Below are 19475 nucleotides of genomic sequence, written 5' to 3'. Positions count from 1 at the left end.
CTTTGCACACAGTCGGCCATGATGCCGGCCCGGGGGTGGTTTGCGAGTCGCATTGAGCGCGCAAGCGGTCAGCAGGGAGCAAACCGCCACCGGGCCGGCTTCATGCGAAAATTACAGAACCAGGCACCAACAGCAACTTTTTTGAAGTTACTTGGAAATCCGGAAACTTCTGTAACCGGCAAGCAACAGAAAAAAACAACTTATTGATTTTACTTAACACTTAATCACTTAACACTTAACACTTAACACTGCCTCTAAAAAAGACTTTTTACAGGCTTATCAAACACATAACAGACCTATTCCGGCAAAGAGATCAGGTCCATGAGTTCGTCCCGGGAAAAGGTCTTGAGCAGGCCCGGATCATCTTCGGCAATCACGTCGGCCATGAGGTTTTTCTTGCGGTCAATGATGGCTGAAATCTTTTCTTCCAGGGTTCCTTCGGTAACCAGTTTAAACACCTGCACCCCCCGGTTCTGACCGATTCTGTGGACCCGGTCCGTGGCCTGATCCTCCTTGGCGGCATTCCACCACCGGTCGTAATGAATCACCACGGATCCGCCGGTGAGATCAATCCCGCTGCCGCCGGCCCTGAGACTGCCCACAAACACCCGGCATTCCGGATCATTGTTAAACCGGTCAATCTGGCGCCCCCGGTCCCGGGTCTGTCCGGTGATGCCGGCCGATTCCACGCCAATGGATTGGAGATGAGAGACGATCATGCGGATCATGGGCAGAAACTGGCTGAAAACCACCACCTTCTGCCCGTTTTGAAGGCAGGCATCCAGCAGTTCCACAAAAAGCTCCCATTTTCCGGAATCCATGGCTGCCTGATCCGTTTTAAAGCTTTTGGGGACCGACCGCCGGTCCACTGAAGCCGGATGATTGCAGATCTGCTTTAACAAAGAGAGCAGGGCGAAAATATGAATGTAGGGAATATCGACATCTCCGCGCGCCAGCTGTTGTTGCAGCTTTTTGCCCCGGCCGGCCACCGCATCCCGGTAAAGCCGCACCTGGGTGTCTGTAAGCCGGCAGTATCGGATGTCCTCTATTTTTTCCGGAAGTTCGTGGAGCACCGCATCCTTTGTCCGGCGAAGGGTAAAAGGCCGGATCAGCCGCTGCAGCTCCTTGCGCCGGTGTCTGCCAGCGTTTTCATAGCGACGGGCAAACTCCTGGTCTGTCCCCAGGTATCCGGGCAGCACCAGATCCAGGAGGGCCTTTAAATCCGTGAGCCGGTTTTCCACCGGCGTACCCGTGACCGCAATTTTCAGATCCGCCCGGATCGCGTGTGCCGCGACGTGGGATTTGGTGTCCGGGTTTTTGATCAAATGGGCTTCGTCAAATGCCGCCGCAGCAAACCCGATATCCTGCAAAACCGCCGCATCCCGCAGCAATATGCCGTAAGAGGTAATCATCACCATACCCGGCACCGAAAGGTCGGCCATCTCCCGGTTGGCGCCATAGTACACCAATGCCTGCAGGCCCGGTGCATGCTCCCGGATTTTGCGCTCCCAATGAGAGATCACCGTGGTGGGGCACACCACCAGACAGGGCGCCGGCTTTTGCCGGTTTTCCGCAAGCCATGCCATCAGCGCCATGACCTGGTGGGTTTTGCCCAGACCCATTTCATCGCACAAAAGCCCGCCCATGCGGTTTTCCACCAGAAAGCCCAGCCACTGAAGCCCGTTTTCCTGGTAACCGCGCAGACCAGTGGCCATTCCCGCCGGCCGGGTGACGGGGGCTGCCGGTCGCATGTCCAGAATTGCCGAAAGGTTCCGGGAGGGTTCATCGCCCCGGGGCCGGACCCGGAGATCTTCGCCGGATGCGGCCCGGATCCGCAAAAGATCCATTCTCGACAATTGCAAAATTTTTCTGCCGTCTGCAAGCTGGGCGGAAACCGGGCTTCCCGGCAGCTTTACCACCGGCCCCAGGTCCAGATCCCGGATTTCCACCCATCCGTCGTCCACGGGAAGATATTTTTTCCCCGCCCTGCGGGCCGCGTAAATATCGGCCAGCCGGACGGTCACGTTTTCCCCGAACCCATAGGACACAGCCAGCCAGCACCAGTCCCGGTCCACGGCTTCGGCCGTCATCTCCATGCGGTCCCACTGCCGGTGCAGCCTGAGCCGTTTTGCGCTGGGATCAATGATATTGGGAGGTGAAAAAATATCTCCCATTTTATCGATAATTTCCGGTACCCGTTCGGGCTTGATCCTTTTTGTGTACTGCCGGCCGAAGACCGGGCCGAACCTGTCGGCTGCCTTCCATGTGGCCAGCACATTGTTGTCCGGGATATAAACCGCATCCCCGTACCAGTATTTTTTCAGGCGGCTGCGTTCAATGGCCTCAGTTGCCCCATCCGGCAAATGCAGCAGCAGATAAAGGGTCAGGCGCAGATAATTGTTCTCATCCGCCGAAACCTTGACAATGGATTCCAGGGATTCGGGCCAAACCACCTGGCCGGTACCGGGAAAAATCTTCTGGAGCTGCTTTTGCACGCGCATCACCCCTTTTCGGGGGACAACAATGCGAAGCGCGCGGCTGCGATCCGTACAGGAGATGATATACCGGCCGGTTTCCTGTTCCATCTCCGTGGTCAAAGCCGGTCCTGCATGCGCAGCCACGTTTCGAAAATGATAAAGCAGGCGAAACCAGAAACTCTGCTCAAGGGCCTGACGGCGATTGATCACCTCCTGCAGGGCCATGAGCCGCTCGGTTTCCGTAAGGGTCAACCGGGCCAGCATATCCATGACCCGGCCCCGGTGAAAGGGATTGTCCTTTTGGGGGCAAAGATTGGTGCGTTCCAGGAGCAGCTGCTTTTCCAGGACGGCTTTTTCGGGATCTTTGGGATCGGGTGAAAACGCGGCCACAAGTTCTGCATCCGGACCCCATACCCGAAGTTCACCGGTATCAGAAGATGTGTCCGGTCCGATTTTCAGGGACCCGGAACTCACCGGGCAGGTTTCGTGAAGAACTGCGGCGGTCTCATACCAGGGGGTTTTCCGGAAAAGGGCATCCATCCAGGACCGGGAGCCCGGGTCCGGCAGCTTTCGAAGGGCTTCTGACAATTGTTTGACATGCGGGCATTTTGATTTTCGTTTTTTGCCGGTGGCGGCTTTGCAACTGCAGGTCAACGTGTGATATCCGGTTTTGGGATCCATGAGAAAAACCGCCACCCCGGGAACCGGATCATTTTGTTCCGGCACCAGGGCAAGGGCGTTTCTGTGGTATTCCAGCCGGTGTGCGGGCAGATATGCAAACAATTCTTCAGCGGTCATGTCAATGTTCTCCCTGCTGTTTTTCCGGGATAACCGGCTGTCTGAATTTGCGCAGGGTCAGCACCACGTTGGCTGTGAAAATCAGCAGGGCACCCACCCAGCCCGCCGGTGAAAGGGCCGGATCCGCGGCCACCACCGGGCCGAGCACGGCAGCCAGCAGAATCCGGGTGGAAGACAGAATCCCGCCCTCCACGGCCGTGACATACTTAAACCCCAGGGTCAGCAGGTACTGCCCCCCCACCCCGAGCACCGAGCAGAGGGTCAGGTAATACAACTGTCTGGCGTCGGGCACGGAAATCTCCCGGAAAAACATGGCATAGATGATAATCGCGCCCAGGCCGAACATATAAAACAAAATGGTATCCGAATCGTGGTGCAGCCGGCTGATGTTGAGATAAATAATGGCAAAAGACGCGCTGACACCCGAAGCCAGCCCCCACAGGCTTTCCACCCGCAAATCCAGCTTTCCCGGGGAGAGGATCAGCCAGATGCCGGCAAAGGCCACCACCACCATGGCCGCTGCCACATGATTCCGCTGGTGTTTGAGCAGTATCCAGGAAAACAGGGCCAGAAACACCGGATAGGTCATGTTTAAAATATTGCCTTCCGCCAGGGAGGTCACGGAAACCGCCTGGTAGAAACAGTACACCGCCAGGCAGTTAAACACCGTGCGGCCCGCCAGCAAATGCAGCCGGACAGGCCGGGGGCCCTTTCGCCGGACAGCCAGCAGGGCGCAGATCACGAAAAATCCCAGCAGAAAACGGGCAAACACGAAATACGAGGCCGCAATCACCACGTCCTGCTGCGCCCACCGGATCACGGCCGTGGCCAGGTAAAAGAAAAAAGCCGAGGCCAGAACGCTCAAACTGCCCGTCAATTGCAGGGCCCGGGAGGCCTGACGCCTGTCGTAAGGCGCATCAGCCGAGGCCTGCCGGGACTTGTTATCGGTATTATTTCTGGAAGAATCCGGTTTCATGGTCTTTTCAAAAAAGCATCCCTGTATTGAAATTTCCCCCAAAAGGCATTATCATATGACACATAAAGGCCAAAAAATAAAGATTTGATAAAATCGTCAAAAGCTTTTCCCAAACGACCCTGTAACCGGACCGGCGGAGAAAAAAATACACTTATGAAACTCGCGGTACTCAGCGACACCCACGACAATATCGAAAACGTCGGCAAGGCCATAGAAAGTATCGGCAAACAGCAGGCCGATGCCATCATCCACTGCGGAGACATCATTGCCCCGTTTATGCTAAAGGAATTTCAGCAGGCGCAGACACCTCTTCACTGCGTGTTTGGCAACAATGACGGGGACAAATACCTGCTCACAAAAACCGCGGCCGGTTCAGACGGCCTGATCACCCTGTACGGCATTCTCGGGGAAATCGATTTTCAGGGGTTTTTCGTCGCCTTCACCCATGAACCCCAAATGGCCGAGGGCCTGGCTGCCACGGGAAAATACGACCTGGTGTGTTTCGGTCACACCCACATGCCCCGGCAGGAACAGATCGGAAAAACCATTCTGCTCAACCCGGGTGATGTGATGGGAAAAGAGGGCAATCCCGGTTTCTGCATGGTGGATACCCGCCGGCATTCCATAACCCGACTGACCATCTCCTGAAGGGCGCCGCCATGAAGATTGATTGCCTGCGGGCCGCCTGCGCTGCCGCCCTTTTTTTTCTCATCTGTACCAGTACGGCGTTTGGTGCGGCTTTCCGCTATGAGATACAAATGATGGCAGAGGCCCAAACACCGGTCATGAACCGGGTGGGCTATGAACAGGTCCATGTCGTCAGGTCCGGGGAAACCCTGCTCGATATTGCCCGGAACTACGAACTCGGATACAATGAATTGGCGCTTGTGTATCCGGACATGGACCCCTGGCTGCCCCCCCGGGGAGAGGAAATTGTCATTCCCCGGAGCTGGGTACTGCCGCCCACGCGATACCAGCAAGTGGTGGTCAATATCCCGGAAATGCGGCTTTATCGGTTTTTTCCGGAGCACAACCTGGTCAAAACCTATCCTGTGGGCATCGGCAGGCAGGGGGCGGCCACGCCCACGGGAGACACCCGGGTTGTCTCCAGGATAAAAAATCCGGAATGGACCGTGCCCGAGGGTTCCAGACAAAAAGTGGGCCTGGCCGTGGTGCCGCCTGGACCGGACAACCCCCTGGGAGACTACTGGATCGGCCTGGCTGACGGGCAAATCGGGATTCACGGCACCAACTTTGCCTGGGGTATCGGCAGAAGGGTCAGCCATGGATGCATCCGGATGTATCCGGAGCATGTTGAGATCTTTTTCAATGAAGTGGCTGTGGGCGACCGGGTGGAAATCCGCTACGCGCCGGTTAAGGTGGGAATTCAGGACGATAAAATTTTTCTGGAGGTCCACCCGGATATTCATGATATAATCCCGGATATGCATGCCCATACCGAGGCCCTGTTAAGGCAAAGGGGCTTGTTTTCAGGCATTGACCAGCAGCGGATGCAACGTGTGGTGACAGCCCGGAGCGGCGTACCCGAAGCCGTGGGCAGTGTCACCGATCTGAACCAACCATAAAAAAGGAGGTAACAAATGGCAAAAAGCAACCGGAAAAAGACTGTCTGGACCCTGATGGCCGCATTTATCGCAGTGGCCGCTCTCATGGTGTCGGGCTGTGCCACCACGGCCCAGTTCAATGAACTCCAGGAGCAGGTCAACGCCAACACGGCAAAGATTGACCAGGCAGCAGCAGACGCCGAGGAAGCCAAGGCAGCAGCCGCCCAGTCCTCCGCGGATGCCAAGAGGTACGCCAACGAAGCCAAAATGGCTGCTGACGAGGCCGAGCAGGCCGCCCAGAAGAGCGAAGCCCTTTTCAACCAGCAAATGAAGAAGTAGTTTTTTTCACAACACCCCCGGCAGGCACACCCCTGCGGGTAAGCTGCCGGGGGCTGTTTTTTGTATCACCTTTGGGCGGCGGCCAGTTTTTCCCGCAGATATGCTGCGGTCAAGGATTCCGCCGAGGCCGCCACTGCCTCCGGAGTGCCCCGGGCCACCACTTTTCCGCCCGATTCCCCGCCGCCGGGGCCCATGTCAATGACACAATCGGCTGCGGCAATCAAATCCATGTCATGTTCGATCACCACCACTGTATCGCCCCGGTCGGCCATCTGCTGAAGCGCGGACACAAGCTTTGCCACATCCGCCATGTGCAGACCGGTGGTGGGCTCATCAAGCACGTAAAACCCCCCGCCGGCCGACCTTGTGGTGAGCTCTGCGGCCAGCTTCATGCGCTGGGCCTCGCCCCCGGACAAAGTTGGACTGGGCTGGCCCAGTTTCACGTAGCCCAGACCGGTATCGGATAAAAACCGCAAGGAACCCACAAGCTTCGGAAACGCGCTGAAAAAATCCAGGGCCTCGTCAACGCTCATGTCCAGCACCCCGGCAATGGACCGATCCTTGAAGCGCACCGCCAGGGTTTCGGGGTTGTACCGCCGCCCGCCGCAAACATCGCACGGGATATGCACCACCGGCAGAAGCGGCATTTCCACCCGGTGCCGGCCCTGACCGCCGCAGGCCTCGCAGCGCCCTCCGGACACGTTAAAGGAAAACCGGGCCGCCGTGTATCCCCTTGCGCGGGCCTCCGGGGTCATGGCGAAAACCCGCCGGATTTCATCCATGATCCCCACATAGGTGGCAGGAACCGATCTGGGGGTCCGGCCGATGGGCGATTCATCCACTTCTTTAGCGCTTTTGATCCATTCCACCCCGGAAATTCCGGCCAGGGTCTTTGGCAGGGGCCGGCCGGACAGGGCCGCCCTGACAGCCCTGAAAGTGACATCCCTTACCAGGGTGGACTTGCCCGACCCGCTCACCCCGGTGACGCACACCAGCCGGCCCAGGGGAAAGTCCACGGATACATTGGACAGGTTATGACAGCTCGCCCCGGATATGGTCAGGCAGGGGCAGTTTTCAAGGCTTCTTCGCCGCCACAGATCGGCGGCAGCACTGGAACCGAGCCATTGCCCGGTGACAGAGGCGCGGTTTTTTTCCAGGGATTTGGGGGTTCCCGCGGCCACCACCCGGCCACCGTCCACCCCGGCGCCCGGGCCCAGGTCAATGACATGGTCTGCCGCCCGGATCACCGGCTCCTCATGCTCCACCACCACCACGGTGTTGCCCCGGTCCCGAAGCTCGCACAGGGCGGAAACCAGGGCCTGCGCGTTTTTGGGATGAAGCCCCACAGTGGGTTCATCCAGCACGTAGCAGACCCCGCGCAGGTTGGAGGAAATCTCGGCTGCAATCCGGACCCGCTGGGCCTCGCCAGTGGAAAGGGTGTTGGAGGGCCGGTCCAGGGTCAGGTAGCCCACGCCCAGATGCTCCAGCAGCTGCAGCCGGGCGTTGATCTCCGGCAGCACCCGCTGGCTGACCTCTGCTGAGACCGCGTCAAGCCCATGGAGCCATTTCCGGACCCCGGATATGGTCATGGCGGCCACTTCGCCGATATTGCTGTTGTTGATTTTCACGGCCAGGGCCTCGGGCCGCAGCCGGGTGCCGGAGCAGGCCGGGCAAACAGGCGCGTCTGTGTCGGATTCGGAATCATCGGTTTTGACCCGGCCCGTACCCTGGCACACCTGGCAGGCCCCGAACTGCTGACTCCAGGTAAACAACCGGGGATCGGCCTGGGGCAGTCCGGCCCCGCACTCGGGACAGGCCCGGCGGGTTGAAAAGAAATGATCCCGGCCGCCGGATTTTTGACCCGCCGCGGAGACGATCACCGCCCCGGCCCCGGCCGCCAGGCCGGTTTTTACCCCGGCGCGGATCTGTTCCGGCTGCTTCTGGTCCACCGTCACCTCGGCTGTCATTGCCTCCACGTCATGGATGGCATATCGGTCCAGCTTGGGCGGGGCTGCGGATTCATAAAATTTTCCGTCAATGCGCACAAATGCAAAACCGTCTGCTGCAGCCCGGGCAATCACGTCTGCATGATAACCCTTTCGCTTGCGCACCAGAGGGGCCAGAAGTCTGATTTTTTTGCCGTGAAACCGCCGCAGGATCTGGCGGGTGATTTCCGCGGCATCCGCTGTCTGGCCGGCCACCCCGCAGCCGGGACAAAATGGCGATCCCAGGGCGGAAAACAGCAGGCGCAGGTAATGATACACCTCAGAGGCGGTGCCGGCCGTGGACATGGCCCCGGCCCGGGAAATTTTCTGCTCCAGGGCCACGGTGGGCGGCAGGGATTCCACCCGGTCCACGTCCGGCCGGGAAAGGGGCTGCATGTACTGGCGGGCGTAGACCGGCAGACAATCCAGAAACCGCTCCCTTCCCTCGGAATACAAAACATCAAAGGCCAGGGTGGATTTGCCCGACCCGCTTACCCCGGTGACGCACACCAGGCGGTTTTTGGGAATTTCAACGGAAATATCGGCCAGGTTATGCTCCCGGGCGCCACGGATGGAAATGGTTTTGCCGGAAACCGCTTTGCCGCGCCGGCCCGCGGATTCCGGAAAATGTGAGACATCGGCGGCAATGTTTTGCATGGCCCGGGCCGTGAGGGTGTCAAGGCCGGTGATATGCTCCGGCGGACCCTGGCCCGTGATGTGTCCTCCCTCATCTCCGCCCGCAGGTCCCATGTCAATGATCCAGTCCGAAGACCGGGCCAGATCCATGTCATGCTCGATGACCACCACTGAATGGCCCTGATCGGCAAGCTGCTGCAGACAGCCCACAAGGTCTGCCACGTTGTCCGGGTGCAGGCCGGTTGTGGGCTCATCAAGGAGAAACAGCAGATTTTCCGCGTGCCGGGCCCGGGCCAGATGCCTTGCCAGTTTCAGGCGCTGGGCCTCGCCGCCGGAAAGGGTTGGAGCGGACTGGGACAATGACAGGTATCCCAGGCCGATATCGATCATGGGCGCAAGCGCGTCCACCACAGCCGGCCGGTCAGAAAACAGCTCAGCAACATCTCCGGCCGGCAGGGAAAGCACGTCCGCGATATGATGACCCCGGACCTGCACGTCAAGCACATAAGGCCTGAACCGCCGGCCGTCGCATCCCGGGCATCTCACATACACGTCCGGCAGAAACTGCAGTTCCACCCGCTCGTATCCCGCGCCCTGGCAGTGGGGGCAGGCCCCGGCCGGGGTGTTAAAGGAAAAGGCCGACTTTGTCAGCCCCATCTGTTTGGCCGCCCGGGTGCCGGCAAATGCGGTGCGGATGGGATCCAGCACGCCCATGTAGGTGGCCGCATTCATTCGCGTGTTTCTGGAAAGCGGGGACTGGTCCACCAGCACGGCACCGGAAACATGATGATGGCCGGAAATCCCGCTGCATGCGCCCGGCTCCATGATCTCCAGTCCCTTTTGCCGCCGGAGATTGCGGTACACCACATGATCCACCAGGGTGGATTTTCCCGAACCGCTCACCCCGGTGACACACACCAGAAGGCCCAGGGGAATTTCAAGATCAATGTTTTTAAGGTTGTGCTCCCGGGCACCGGTGATTTTCAATTTTTTTGCCCCGGGTTGCCGCCGGTGTTCCGGCCGGGGGATCTGCAGGTCCCCCCGGAAATATGCGGCGGTTTTGGAGTTTTTGCGTTTGAGCAGCCCGGCCGGGGTTCCCTGGTGCACCACATGGCCGCCCTGGATGCCCGGGCCGGGGCCCAGGTCAATGATCCGGTCCGCGCTTCTGATAAATGCCGCATCGTGCTCCACCACCACAACCGCGTTTCCGGCTGCGGCCAGCTTTTTCAGCACCCCGGCCAGTCGCTGCTTGTCACCGGGATGAAGCCCCACCGAGGGCTCATCCAGCACATACAGGGTGCTGGTCAATGACGCCCCCAGGGCCGTGGCCAACGTCACCCGCTGGGTTTCACCCCCGGACAGGGTTCTGGACTGCCGGCCAAGGGACAGATAACCCAGGCCCACGTCACAGAGAAACCCAAGTCGGTCCCGGATTTCGGAAAGCAGCATCTCCGTTGCCCGGTCGTTGCCGGCCAGGTCCGGACCCTGAAAAAAATCCCGGGCATCACTGATGGCCATCTGCTGGATTTGGGCAAAATTTTTGTCCTTTATCTGAAACAGCAGGGAGCCGGGCTTTAACCGGGCACCCCGACAGTCCGGACAGGTGAGATACCGGCGGAACCGGGACAGAAAGATCCGGGCGTGCTTTTTGTACCTGCGGCTTTTGAGCCAGTCAAAAAAATCGGCAATCCCGTACCAGGAGCCGTCCCCCTGCCAGATCCGCTCCCGCAGATCCGGATCCAGGCCCTGCCAGGGCGTGTCTGCGGGCAGCCGGTTTTTGCGCATCCAGGCCATGAGATCCTTCTGGCAGGCGGAATAGGTCTGGGTCTGAAAGGGCCGGATCGCTCCGCCGGCGATGCTTTGCCCGGGATCCGGGATCACCAGGTCCGGGTCAATGTCAATGATCCGGCCAAACCCGTTGCAGGTCTCGCAGGCACCCACGGGATTGTTAAAGGAAAACAGGGCGGCCGCGGGTTCGGCATACTCGATATCGCAGACCGGGCAGTGCAGGCTGTTGCTGAAATGCAGGGTCTCGTCCCTGTCTGCCATTTGCACCCGGATCCGCCCATGGCCGTACTGCAAAGCCGCCTCAATGGAATCAATGATCCGGGCCCGGGCATCAGGGCGGATTTTCACCCGGTCGAGCACCACGGTCACCGGCCCTGTGCCGCCGTAATCCAAAACGGCCTCTTCAATGCGAAGGGCCTGTCCCTGCTCCAGCACCCGGGAAAAACCCGCCTGTTCCAGGGTTTCGCGAACGTCGCCCGGGCCTGCGTCCCCAATGGGCCGGGAAAAACAGATCAATGCGGTTCTGTCCCGGACCCGGGCCAGCAGGGCGTCAAAAATGTGCTCCGGGCTTTCCCGGTGCACCGGCCGGCCGCAGTCCCGGCAGTAAAGGTCGGCTGCCCGGGCAAACAAAGAACGCAGGTAATCGTCAATGGAGGTCATGGTGCCCACGGTGGAACGCGACGTCTGCACCGGCGAGGTGCGGGCAATGGAGATGGCCGGCAGCACCCCCTCGATGCGGTCCGCCTCTGGCCGGTCCAGCCGCTCCAGAAACTGGCGGGCATAGGGGGAAAAGGTCTCCACGTACCTGCGGTAGCCTTCGGCATAAAGCACGTCAAAGGCCAGAGACGACTTTCCCGCCCCGGCCACGCCTGTGACAACGGTTACCGCGCCCACGGGCACGGTGACATTGATATTTTTAAGATTGTTCTGCCGTGCATTGACCACACGGATCTCATCCCGGCCCATATATCGAATCAAACTCCTGTCATGCGATTTGTTTTTCACCTGAACGCAGCGTTTCAGATCATTTTTTCACAAGCCACAGCAGATCAGTTTATATCTTATTTTTCACAATACAACCCGAACTTCTCTGCGGCTGAATGCAACATTTCGATTTTAAACAATTTTTAACCTCATCCAGCCATCACCAAAACCCTCTCCCACCCGGGTGGTCCTGCAGGCCCCGTGACAACAGCACCCCATCTATCCCCGGGCATTTCCCTGGATGGCCGGGCCTGCCCCGGCTATTTGACAGCCGGCGGGTTGATTTTTATATTTTCGCTAAGGTGACGTATTCAGCTAAAAAAATAACCTATTGATTTTTCTTAACACTTAATCACTTAAAACTTAACACTGCCTGGAAAAAAGACTTTTTACAAGCTTATCCATAGTGACGGAACAAAATAACATCAAAGAAGTTGCTGTTCGTGCCTGGTTCTATAATTTTCGCATGATACCGACCCGGTGGCGGTTTTCTCCCTGCTGACCGCTTGCGCGCTCAATGCGACTCGAAAACCACCCCCGGGCCGGTATCATGGCCGGCTGTGTGCAAAGTTTGCCACCAAGGGAGTCGGAAGGAACACATTCAAGTCTTAAAAAGCGCTGTTTTCATGCCCGATCCCGTGGGCTGCGGCCGGAAGAGCACTTCCAAGGAAGTCCAAGGGCGGGGTCGGCTTTTGAAGCGACATTGAGCGTTTTTGCATAAAGATTTCAAACTGTTTGAGCAAGGCAGAGCGGGTTTGTCAATTTTAAGCAAAGGCATTTGATAAATCCGCAAAAACGGTCAGGAGCGAAAAAGCCGACCCCGACCGCAGGACTTCCTTCCTGACAAACAGCGTACGACGCAAGAAGCTTTTTACGGTTTTGTCTAACCCAATCAACTTTTCCAAAGGAGAAGCCAATGGACACCGGAAAAAATTATGAGGTCAAAGACATTTCCCTGGCCGGCCAGGGCGCCCGCAACATGGAACTGGCCGAACTCAATATGGGAGCCCTTCTTGAAGTGCGCAAACGTTTTTCAAAAGAAAAGCCCCTGTCTGGCATCCGGGTGGGCCTGGCCCTGCATGTGACCAAGGAAACGGGCATACTGGTGCGCACCCTGATCGCAGGGGGCGCAGACGTGGCCATCACCGGGTGCAATCCCCTTTCCACCCAGGACGACGTGGCCGCGGCCCTGGCCGAGGAAGGCGTCCGCGTCTGGGCCTACAAGGGCGAAACCACCGAGGACTACTACCGCTACATCAACAATGTCATTGATTTCAAGCCCCATATCACCATTGACGACGGCTGTGACCTGGTATCGGAAATCCATAAAAACCACCCGCATCTGATCCCGGAAATCATTTGCGGCTGCGAGGAAACCACCACGGGCATCATCCGCCTCAAAGCCATGGAAAAAGCCGGTGTGTTAAAATACCCCATGATCGCTGTCAACGACAACAAGACCAAGCATATGGTGGACAACTATTACGGCACGGGCCAATCCAGCATTGACGGAATCCTGCGGGCCACCAACCTGCTGTATGCCGGAAAGACGTTTGTGGTCTGCGGCTACGGAAGTTGCGGCAAAGGAGTGGCCCAACGCGCCAAGGGCCTGGGCGCAAACGTTATTGTCACCGAGGTTGACAACTTCCGGGCCCTGCAGGCGCACTATGACGGCTACCGGGTCATGAAGATGGCCGATGCAGCCAAAATCGGCGATGTTTTCTGCACGGTGACAGGAAATAAGCATGTCATCAACATCGAGCACATGAAGCAGATGAAAAACGGCGCAATCCTTGCCAACTCCGGCCATTTTGACAATGAACTCCAGCTGGAGCCCCTGCGCAAAGCCGTTTCCTCCGTCCGCCAGGTGCGTCCGTTTATGGATGAATTCGTGATAGACGACAAAAAGCTTTTCGTGCTGGGAGAAGGCCGGCTGGTGAACCTGGCGGCAGCCGAGGGTCATCCCAGCGAGGTCATGTCCACCTCCTTCTGCGGCCAGGCCCTGGCCTGCGAATACGGAGTCAAGAACAAAGGCGCGCTTGAAGCCCGGGTCCTGAAACTTCCGGAAGAACTCGACGACCAGATCGCAGGTCTGCAGCTTAAAGCCATGGGTGTGGAAATCGACGAATTTACCCAGGAGCAGAAAGATTACCTTGACAGCTGGGAAGAAGGCACCTAATACCGAAAAAAACATTGAACCTGGCGCCTTTGAAATGATATGAGTGTATAATTTCTTATTTTAACAGCAAAATCGCCGGCCGGAGACAGCCCCCAACTGTCTCCGGTCATTTGACTGCATCCACACTCATACAAAATTGCCGGGTATGTCCGAAAAAAACGACCAAGCCTCCCTCAAAGACCGGCACGCCCTGCTGCGGCGCCTGCCCTCGGTGGAATCCATGCTGGAGGTCGCAGCCGGAGATCCGCAACTGGCAGACGCCCCCAGATCGGTTGTCAAATCCGCAGTGCGCCGGGTTCTGGATGCAATCCGCAAGGATCTTGTTTCCCAAGCCCCTCCGGCCGATGATGCCGACATTTCCGAACAGGACATTTTCCGCCGGATCAGAAACCAAGTCCGGTCGGCCATGGCCGAAAACCTCACCCATGTCATCAACGCCACGGGCGTGGTGGTGCACACCAACCTGGGCCGTTCTGTTTTGTCGCAAAAAGCCATGACGCACATGGCAGCCGCGGCCGGCCGGTACTCAAACCTGGAATTCAACCTGGCCGAAGGCCGGCGGGGATCGCGCTACGAGATCGTGGAGGACCTCATCTGCGAACTTACCGGGGCAGAAGCCGCCATGGCGGTCAACAACAACGCCGGGGCCGTGCTCTTGTGCCTGGACACCGTGGCAAGGGGCCGGGAAGTGGTGGTATCCAGGGGAGAACTGGTGGAAATCGGCGGTGCCTTCCGGATTCCGGATGTCATGGCCAAAAGCGGGGCCATCCTCCGGGAGGTGGGCACCACCAACCGCACCCACCCACGGGATTATGAATCGGCCATCAACGAAAACACCGGCCTTCTGCTCAAAGTGCACACCAGCAACTACGGCATTGTGGGCTTTACCGCAAGCGTTGGCCTAAAGGACATGGCTGAGATGGGCAAACAGGCAGGGGTGCCCGTGATGGAGGACCTGGGCTCCGGCACCCTGGTGGATTTTTCCAGATACGGGCTCAGCCGTGAACCCACGGTCCAGCAATCCGTTGCCGCCGGGGCCGACATTGTGACCTTCAGCGGCGACAAACTCCTGGGCGGCCCCCAGGCCGGAATTATTGCAGGCTCCCGGCCGGTCATGGAAAAAATCAAAAAAAACCCCCTGACCCGGGCCCTGCGCATTGACAAACTCACCCTGGCCGCCCTGGAAAGTACCCTGCGCGCCTACCGGGATGAAGCCTCGGCCATGCAGACCATTCCCACGTTGTACATGCTCACCTGTCCCCTGGCCGACATCCGGGAAAAGGCCGAGCGCCTTGCCGGTCTTCTGGGGCAGATCAGCGATGACCGGCTCACTTGCCGGATCATTGATTCGGCATCCAGGGCCGGGGGCGGCTCGCTTCCACTGCTGGAACTGCCCACCCGGTGCGTGGCCATTTCCATCCAGGGCATATCCGCGGCCCGGATGGATCAACGCCTGCGCCAACAGCGGCCCGCTGTCACCGGCCGGATCGAGTCGGATACTTTTCTTGTGGACCTGCGAACCGTATTGTCCGATGAAGTTGAAATGATTTCACATGCCGTGAATCTTTTGCTGTCAGGGAGTTTTTCATGAGCGACACCAATGCCTTTGTACACCGCAGTCAGACTTCGAGCAGCGCATTTCTGCTGTCTCAGAGCGGGGTGGGAGAACCTTTGCCCGCCCACGGGCCGGCAACAGACCAGGCCGCAGCCCGGACCCTTGCCGCCCTGACCAGCCTGCCCGATGCCGCCATATCCCCGGGCCGGCTCATGGAAGCGGCAGCCGGCCGGCTGGCGGACACGAATTTGTTTTCCGTGCTGGTTCTGCGCATGGACGATTTTGCCGCACATCCGGAGCCGGAAACCCTGGCCCTGGACACGGCTGCGGCCGTACGCCAGGCATGCCGGCAGCACAAGGGCTTCTGGGGGGTGTTTGACGAGGACAAGCTGGCCTGTTTTTTTCCGGGCGTGGATGAAGCCGGCGCCATTGCACTGGCCCGCGGCCTGCAGGAACAAATCGCCAGCCAGCAGGACCGGAGCCTGACCATCGGCATTGCCGCCTATCCCGCCCTGGATTTCGACCGGCGGGAAATTCTGATCAACGCCCAGAAGGCCCTGGAGCATGCGGAGTTTTTCGGGCCGGGCAGCACCACGGCCTTTGATGCGGTCAGCCTCAACATCTCCGGGGACAAGTATTACCAGGCCGGCGACATTGACGGGGCTGTGTTTGAATTTAAACGCGCCCTTGCCATGGACCCGGACAATGTGAACGTCTATAACAGTCTGGGGGTGTGCTACGGGGTCAGACAGGATCTGGACGCGGCCCTGGAATGCTTTGTCCGGGCCGCCGAGCTGGACCCCGGAGAGGTAATGGCATTGTATAATGCCGGTTACGCGCATATGTGCCGGGGCGATTATGAAAAGGCCCTTGAATATTTCTCCGGCGCGGAACAGATCGACCCGGAAGTCTTTGAGGTGGCCTTTCAGACCGGGCGGGTATACCTGGAAATCAATGAGCCGGAAAAGGCGCTGCAATACCTGGAAAAGGCAGTGAAGTTAAACGAAAAATCCGGAATTGCATACCGGTACCTGGCAGACTGTTACCTGCGCCTTGGACAAAATACGGATGCCACAGTCGCCTATAAAACCGCCCTGAAACTCCGGCCTGACGACGCCGAAGCCCTTTCGGCCCTGGGCTGGCTTTATGACAAACAGGGCAGAAACGCCGATATCGCCCTGATGTTCTGCCGGCGGGCCTCGGAAATGGCCCCGGACAACGGGCTGTTCCGGTACCGGCTGGGACAGGTCTATTTTCAGCAAAACGAGCCGGAAAAGGCCCTGGCCGAATTCGAAGCCGCAAGCGCCTGCGGATATGACGCATCTGAAGACATTGCCCGGATCGGACAGATGGCCGCAGACCCGGACACGGACCGGCAGGCCCAAGCATAGCCGCGGCCGGCCTTGATTGGTTGGCAGGCATGGTTAACTTGTTTACATTCGGCTCTGTATGGGATATGAAAGCGGACAAAATTTACCATAGGAGGCATGTCATGCCCATTTATGAATATTATTGTCACAAATGCGACAAAACATTTGAAACCCTGATTTTCGGAAAAGAAACCCCGGCCTGCCCGGACTGCGGCACCGAAGAAGTCCAAAGGCGGCTTTCGGCCTGCGGGTTTGTGAGCAAGGGAGAGGGCGGCCGGACCGTGAGCGCGTCAGCGGGCTCGGCCTGCGGGGGATGCGCATCCACGAGCTGCGGCAGCTGCGGCATATGAATCCCGGAACCATACGAATCGGCACCCGCGGCAGCCAGCTTGCCCTCTGGCAGGCCAACTGGGTCAAGGATCAGATCCAGGCGCACCGTCCCGATATTTCCGTGGAACTTGCGGTCATCAAGACCAGCGGGGACAAGATCCTGGATGTGCCCCTGGCCAAAGTGGGCGGCAAGGGCCTGTTTGTCAAGGAAATCGAGGAAGCCCTGCTGGCAGAAGACATCCACATGGCCGTGCACAGCATGAAGGATATGCCCGGGGAAATCCCCGAAGGCCTCTGCATTGCCGCCATTCCGGTGCGGGAAAATCCTTGTGACGCCTTGATCGCCAGAAATGTCACAAAAATCGAGGACCTTCCAAAGGGCGCCGCCATCGGCACCAGCAGCCTGCGCCGGGGCTCTCAGATGCTTTATCTCCGGCCGGACCTGGATATCCGGCCCCTGCGGGGCAACATTGACACCCGGATCAAAAAGCTGAAAACCGAAAACCTGGATGCCGTAATCCTGGCTGCAGCGGGCATGATGCGCCTGGGTTTCGGCGACCAAATCACCGCAAAAATCGATCCCCAAACCCTGGTGCCTGCGGTGGGCCAGGGGGCTTTGTGCATTGAAGCCCGGAAAAACGATGCTGAAACAGCCGATCTGCTGGCCGCCATTCATCATGCGGATACAGCCTGTACCGTGCTGGCAGAACGCGCTTTTTTAAAGCGCCTCCAGGGCGGATGCCAGGTGCCCATTGCCGCATATGCACAGAAACAGGGCCAAACACTGACTATAAATGCCATGGTGGCTGAAATCGATGGTTCAGTGATGTACCGCGAGCAAATGCAGGGACCGGCCAATGATCCGGAAAAACTGGGAACCGCCGTGGCCGGACGCATGATTGAGCGCGGCGCCGGCGATATTGTCCAACGGCTCATAGAGGAGGCCCGGCAGACATGAGCGGAAAGGTTTATCTGATCGGCGCCGGCCCGGGTGATCCGGGCCTGATCACCCGGAAGGGAATCGACTGCATTGCCGCGGCAGACGTGGTGGTATACGATTACCTGGCGTCTGCTGAACTGCTCAAATACGCCCGCACTGACGCGGAGCTGATCTACGTGGGCAAAAAGGGCGGGGATCACACCCTCAACCAGGACGGCATCAACGCCCTTCTGGTAAAAAAAGCCGGGGCCGGAAGCGTGGTGGCCCGGCTCAAGGGCGGGGACCCGTTTATTTTCGGCCGGGGCGGCGAGGAAATCGAGGAACTGGTGGCCGCCGGACTGGCATTCGAAGTGGTGCCCGGGGTGACATCCGCGGTGGCCGCACCCGCCTATGCGGGCATCCCCCTGACCCACCGGCAGTTTGCCTCGTGCGTGACCTTTATCACCGGCCACGAAGATCCGGACAAGACCGAATCCATGCTTAACTGGCAGGCCCTGGCCGACACCGGCGGCACCCTGGTGTTTTTCATGGGGGTCAGGAACCTGCCCAATATTGTGGAAAAACTCCGGCAGTTTGGAAAAGACCCCAAAACCCCGGCAGCACTTGTGCGATGGGGCACCACCGCCGGCCAGCAGACGGTTTCCGGAACCCTTGAGACCATCTGCGGCAATGTGGCCGCAGCCGGGCTAAAGGCACCGTGTATCATCGTGATCGGCGAGGTGGTCAGCCTGCGCGAAAAAATGCAGTGGTTTGAAAACAGGCCCCTGTTTGGCCGGCGGATTGTGGTGACCCGGGCCCGAAAACAGGCAAGCGACCTTGTGGAAAGGCTTTCGCAAATGGGAGCGGCATGCCTGGAAATGCCGGTGATTGAAATCGAGCCGGCCAAGGATCTGTCTGCCCTGGATGCGGCCATTGAAAACATCAGCGGATACGACTGGCTCGTATTTACCAGTGTCAACGGAGTGGATGCATTTTTCAGCCGCCTGCACGCCCTGGGATACGACACCCGGGCTCTGGGCCGCATCCGGACTGCAGCCATCGGGCCGGCCACAGCAAAGCGCATGAATGACAATGGGTTAAACGCGGATATCATACCCGAAAGCTACCGGGCCGAGTCCGTGGTCAGCGCCTTTGCCGGCCAGGATGTTTCCGGCAAAAAAATTCTGCTGCCCAGGGCCGAAGGGGCGCGTCCGGTGCTGCCTGAAGAACTTTCAAAAATGGGGGCCGGCGTGGATGAAATCCTTTCCTACCGCGCCGTACAGGGCCAGGCCGAAGCCGGTGAGCTGGCCGAAGCCCTGAAATCCGGCCAGGTGGATATGGTCACCTTTACCAGTTCCTCCACGGTGAAAAACTTCATGGCCCTTTTGCCCGAATCCGGGGCAAAGCAGCTGCTTTCCGGTGCCACCCTGGCCGCAATCGGCCCGATTACAGCTCAAACCGCTTCTGATATGGGCTTAGAGATGGACGTGGTTGCAGACGAATACACCATTGACGGCCTGTGCAGCGCCATTGCCGCCTATTACCAAAAAAAAGCGGCGGTCTGAAAAAAGACC

Annotated in this window: 13 protein-coding genes; 10 read left to right on the top strand and 3 right to left on the bottom strand. The window is 58.7% G+C overall.

Annotation, left to right across the window (positions count from 1 at the left end):
* On the top strand, window positions 1-207 hold a 207-nt coding region (locus ACTCIA_RS11410; protein ID WP_463001947.1), incomplete at its 5' end, for a hypothetical protein.
* A gap of 89 nt (window positions 208-296) precedes the next feature.
* Here the strand turns inward: ACTCIA_RS11410 and ACTCIA_RS11405 are convergent.
* Window positions 297-3275, bottom strand: coding sequence for a DEAD/DEAH box helicase (locus tag ACTCIA_RS11405; RefSeq protein WP_463001946.1), 2979 nt, complete (start codon window positions 3273-3275; stop codon window positions 297-299).
* 1 nt (window position 3276) lies between these two features.
* Window positions 3277-4251 (bottom strand): DMT family transporter, encoded by a 975-nt coding sequence (locus tag ACTCIA_RS11400; protein ID WP_463001945.1) that lies wholly within the window; start codon window positions 4249-4251, stop codon window positions 3277-3279.
* 153 nt (window positions 4252-4404) lie between these two features.
* Here ACTCIA_RS11400 and ACTCIA_RS11395 point away from each other — a divergent pair, with 153 nt between their 5' ends.
* The 3 genes from ACTCIA_RS11395 to ACTCIA_RS11385 are packed head-to-tail and all read left to right on the top strand — an operon-like array spanning window position 4405 to window position 6155.
* A complete protein-coding gene (locus ACTCIA_RS11395) occupies window positions 4405-4899 on the top strand; it encodes a metallophosphoesterase (RefSeq protein ID WP_463001944.1) in 495 nt (164 codons plus the stop codon).
* 11 nt (window positions 4900-4910) lie between these two features.
* Window positions 4911-5837, top strand: coding sequence for a L,D-transpeptidase family protein (locus tag ACTCIA_RS11390; RefSeq protein ID WP_463001943.1), 927 nt, complete (start codon window positions 4911-4913; stop codon window positions 5835-5837).
* 15 nt (window positions 5838-5852) lie between these two features.
* Window positions 5853-6155 (top strand): Lpp/OprI family alanine-zipper lipoprotein, encoded by a 303-nt coding sequence (locus ACTCIA_RS11385; RefSeq protein WP_463001942.1) that lies wholly within the window; start codon window positions 5853-5855, stop codon window positions 6153-6155.
* A gap of 65 nt (window positions 6156-6220) precedes the next feature.
* On the opposite strand, the gene uvrA is transcribed toward ACTCIA_RS11385, so the two are convergent.
* The gene (gene uvrA, locus ACTCIA_RS11380; RefSeq protein ID WP_463001941.1) at window positions 6221-11542 is read right to left on the bottom strand and encodes an excinuclease ABC subunit UvrA; all 5322 of its coding nucleotides are present in this window, start codon (window positions 11540-11542) and stop codon (window positions 6221-6223) included.
* Between the two features lie 922 nt (window positions 11543-12464).
* Here uvrA and ahcY point away from each other — a divergent pair.
* The 6 genes from ahcY to cobA all read left to right on the top strand — a co-directional run bounded on the left by ahcY (window position 12465) and on the right by cobA (window position 19466).
* On the top strand, window positions 12465-13727 hold the full coding sequence (gene ahcY / locus ACTCIA_RS11375; RefSeq protein WP_463001940.1) for an adenosylhomocysteinase: 1263 nt from the start codon (window positions 12465-12467) through the stop codon (window positions 13725-13727).
* Between the two features lie 145 nt (window positions 13728-13872).
* Window positions 13873-15318, top strand: a complete 1446-nt coding sequence (gene selA, locus ACTCIA_RS11370; protein ID WP_463001939.1) for an L-seryl-tRNA(Sec) selenium transferase — start codon at window positions 13873-13875, stop codon at window positions 15316-15318.
* Complete coding sequence (locus tag ACTCIA_RS11365; protein ID WP_463001938.1) at window positions 15315-16673, top strand: tetratricopeptide repeat protein; 1359 nt, start codon at window positions 15315-15317, stop codon at window positions 16671-16673. Before selA ends, ACTCIA_RS11365 begins: the two co-directional genes overlap by 4 nt.
* Before the next feature lie 101 nt (window positions 16674-16774).
* On the top strand, window positions 16775-17002 hold the full coding sequence (locus ACTCIA_RS11360; RefSeq protein ID WP_463001937.1) for an FmdB family zinc ribbon protein: 228 nt from the start codon (window positions 16775-16777) through the stop codon (window positions 17000-17002).
* On the top strand, window positions 16999-17940 hold the full coding sequence (gene hemC, locus ACTCIA_RS11355; RefSeq protein ID WP_463001936.1) for a hydroxymethylbilane synthase: 942 nt from the start codon (window positions 16999-17001) through the stop codon (window positions 17938-17940). Before ACTCIA_RS11360 ends, hemC begins: the two co-directional genes overlap by 4 nt.
* Window positions 17937-19466, top strand: a complete 1530-nt coding sequence (cobA, locus tag ACTCIA_RS11350) for a uroporphyrinogen-III C-methyltransferase (RefSeq protein ID WP_463001935.1) — start codon at window positions 17937-17939, stop codon at window positions 19464-19466. The genes hemC and cobA overlap by 4 nt, the downstream gene beginning before the upstream one ends.
* The last annotated feature ends 9 nt before the right edge of the window (window positions 19467-19475 follow it).

This window comes from Desulfosalsimonas sp., assembly GCF_055149105.1.
Note: the sequence above shows the minus strand (reverse complement) of the source record. Positions and strands in the feature narration are given on the sequence as shown.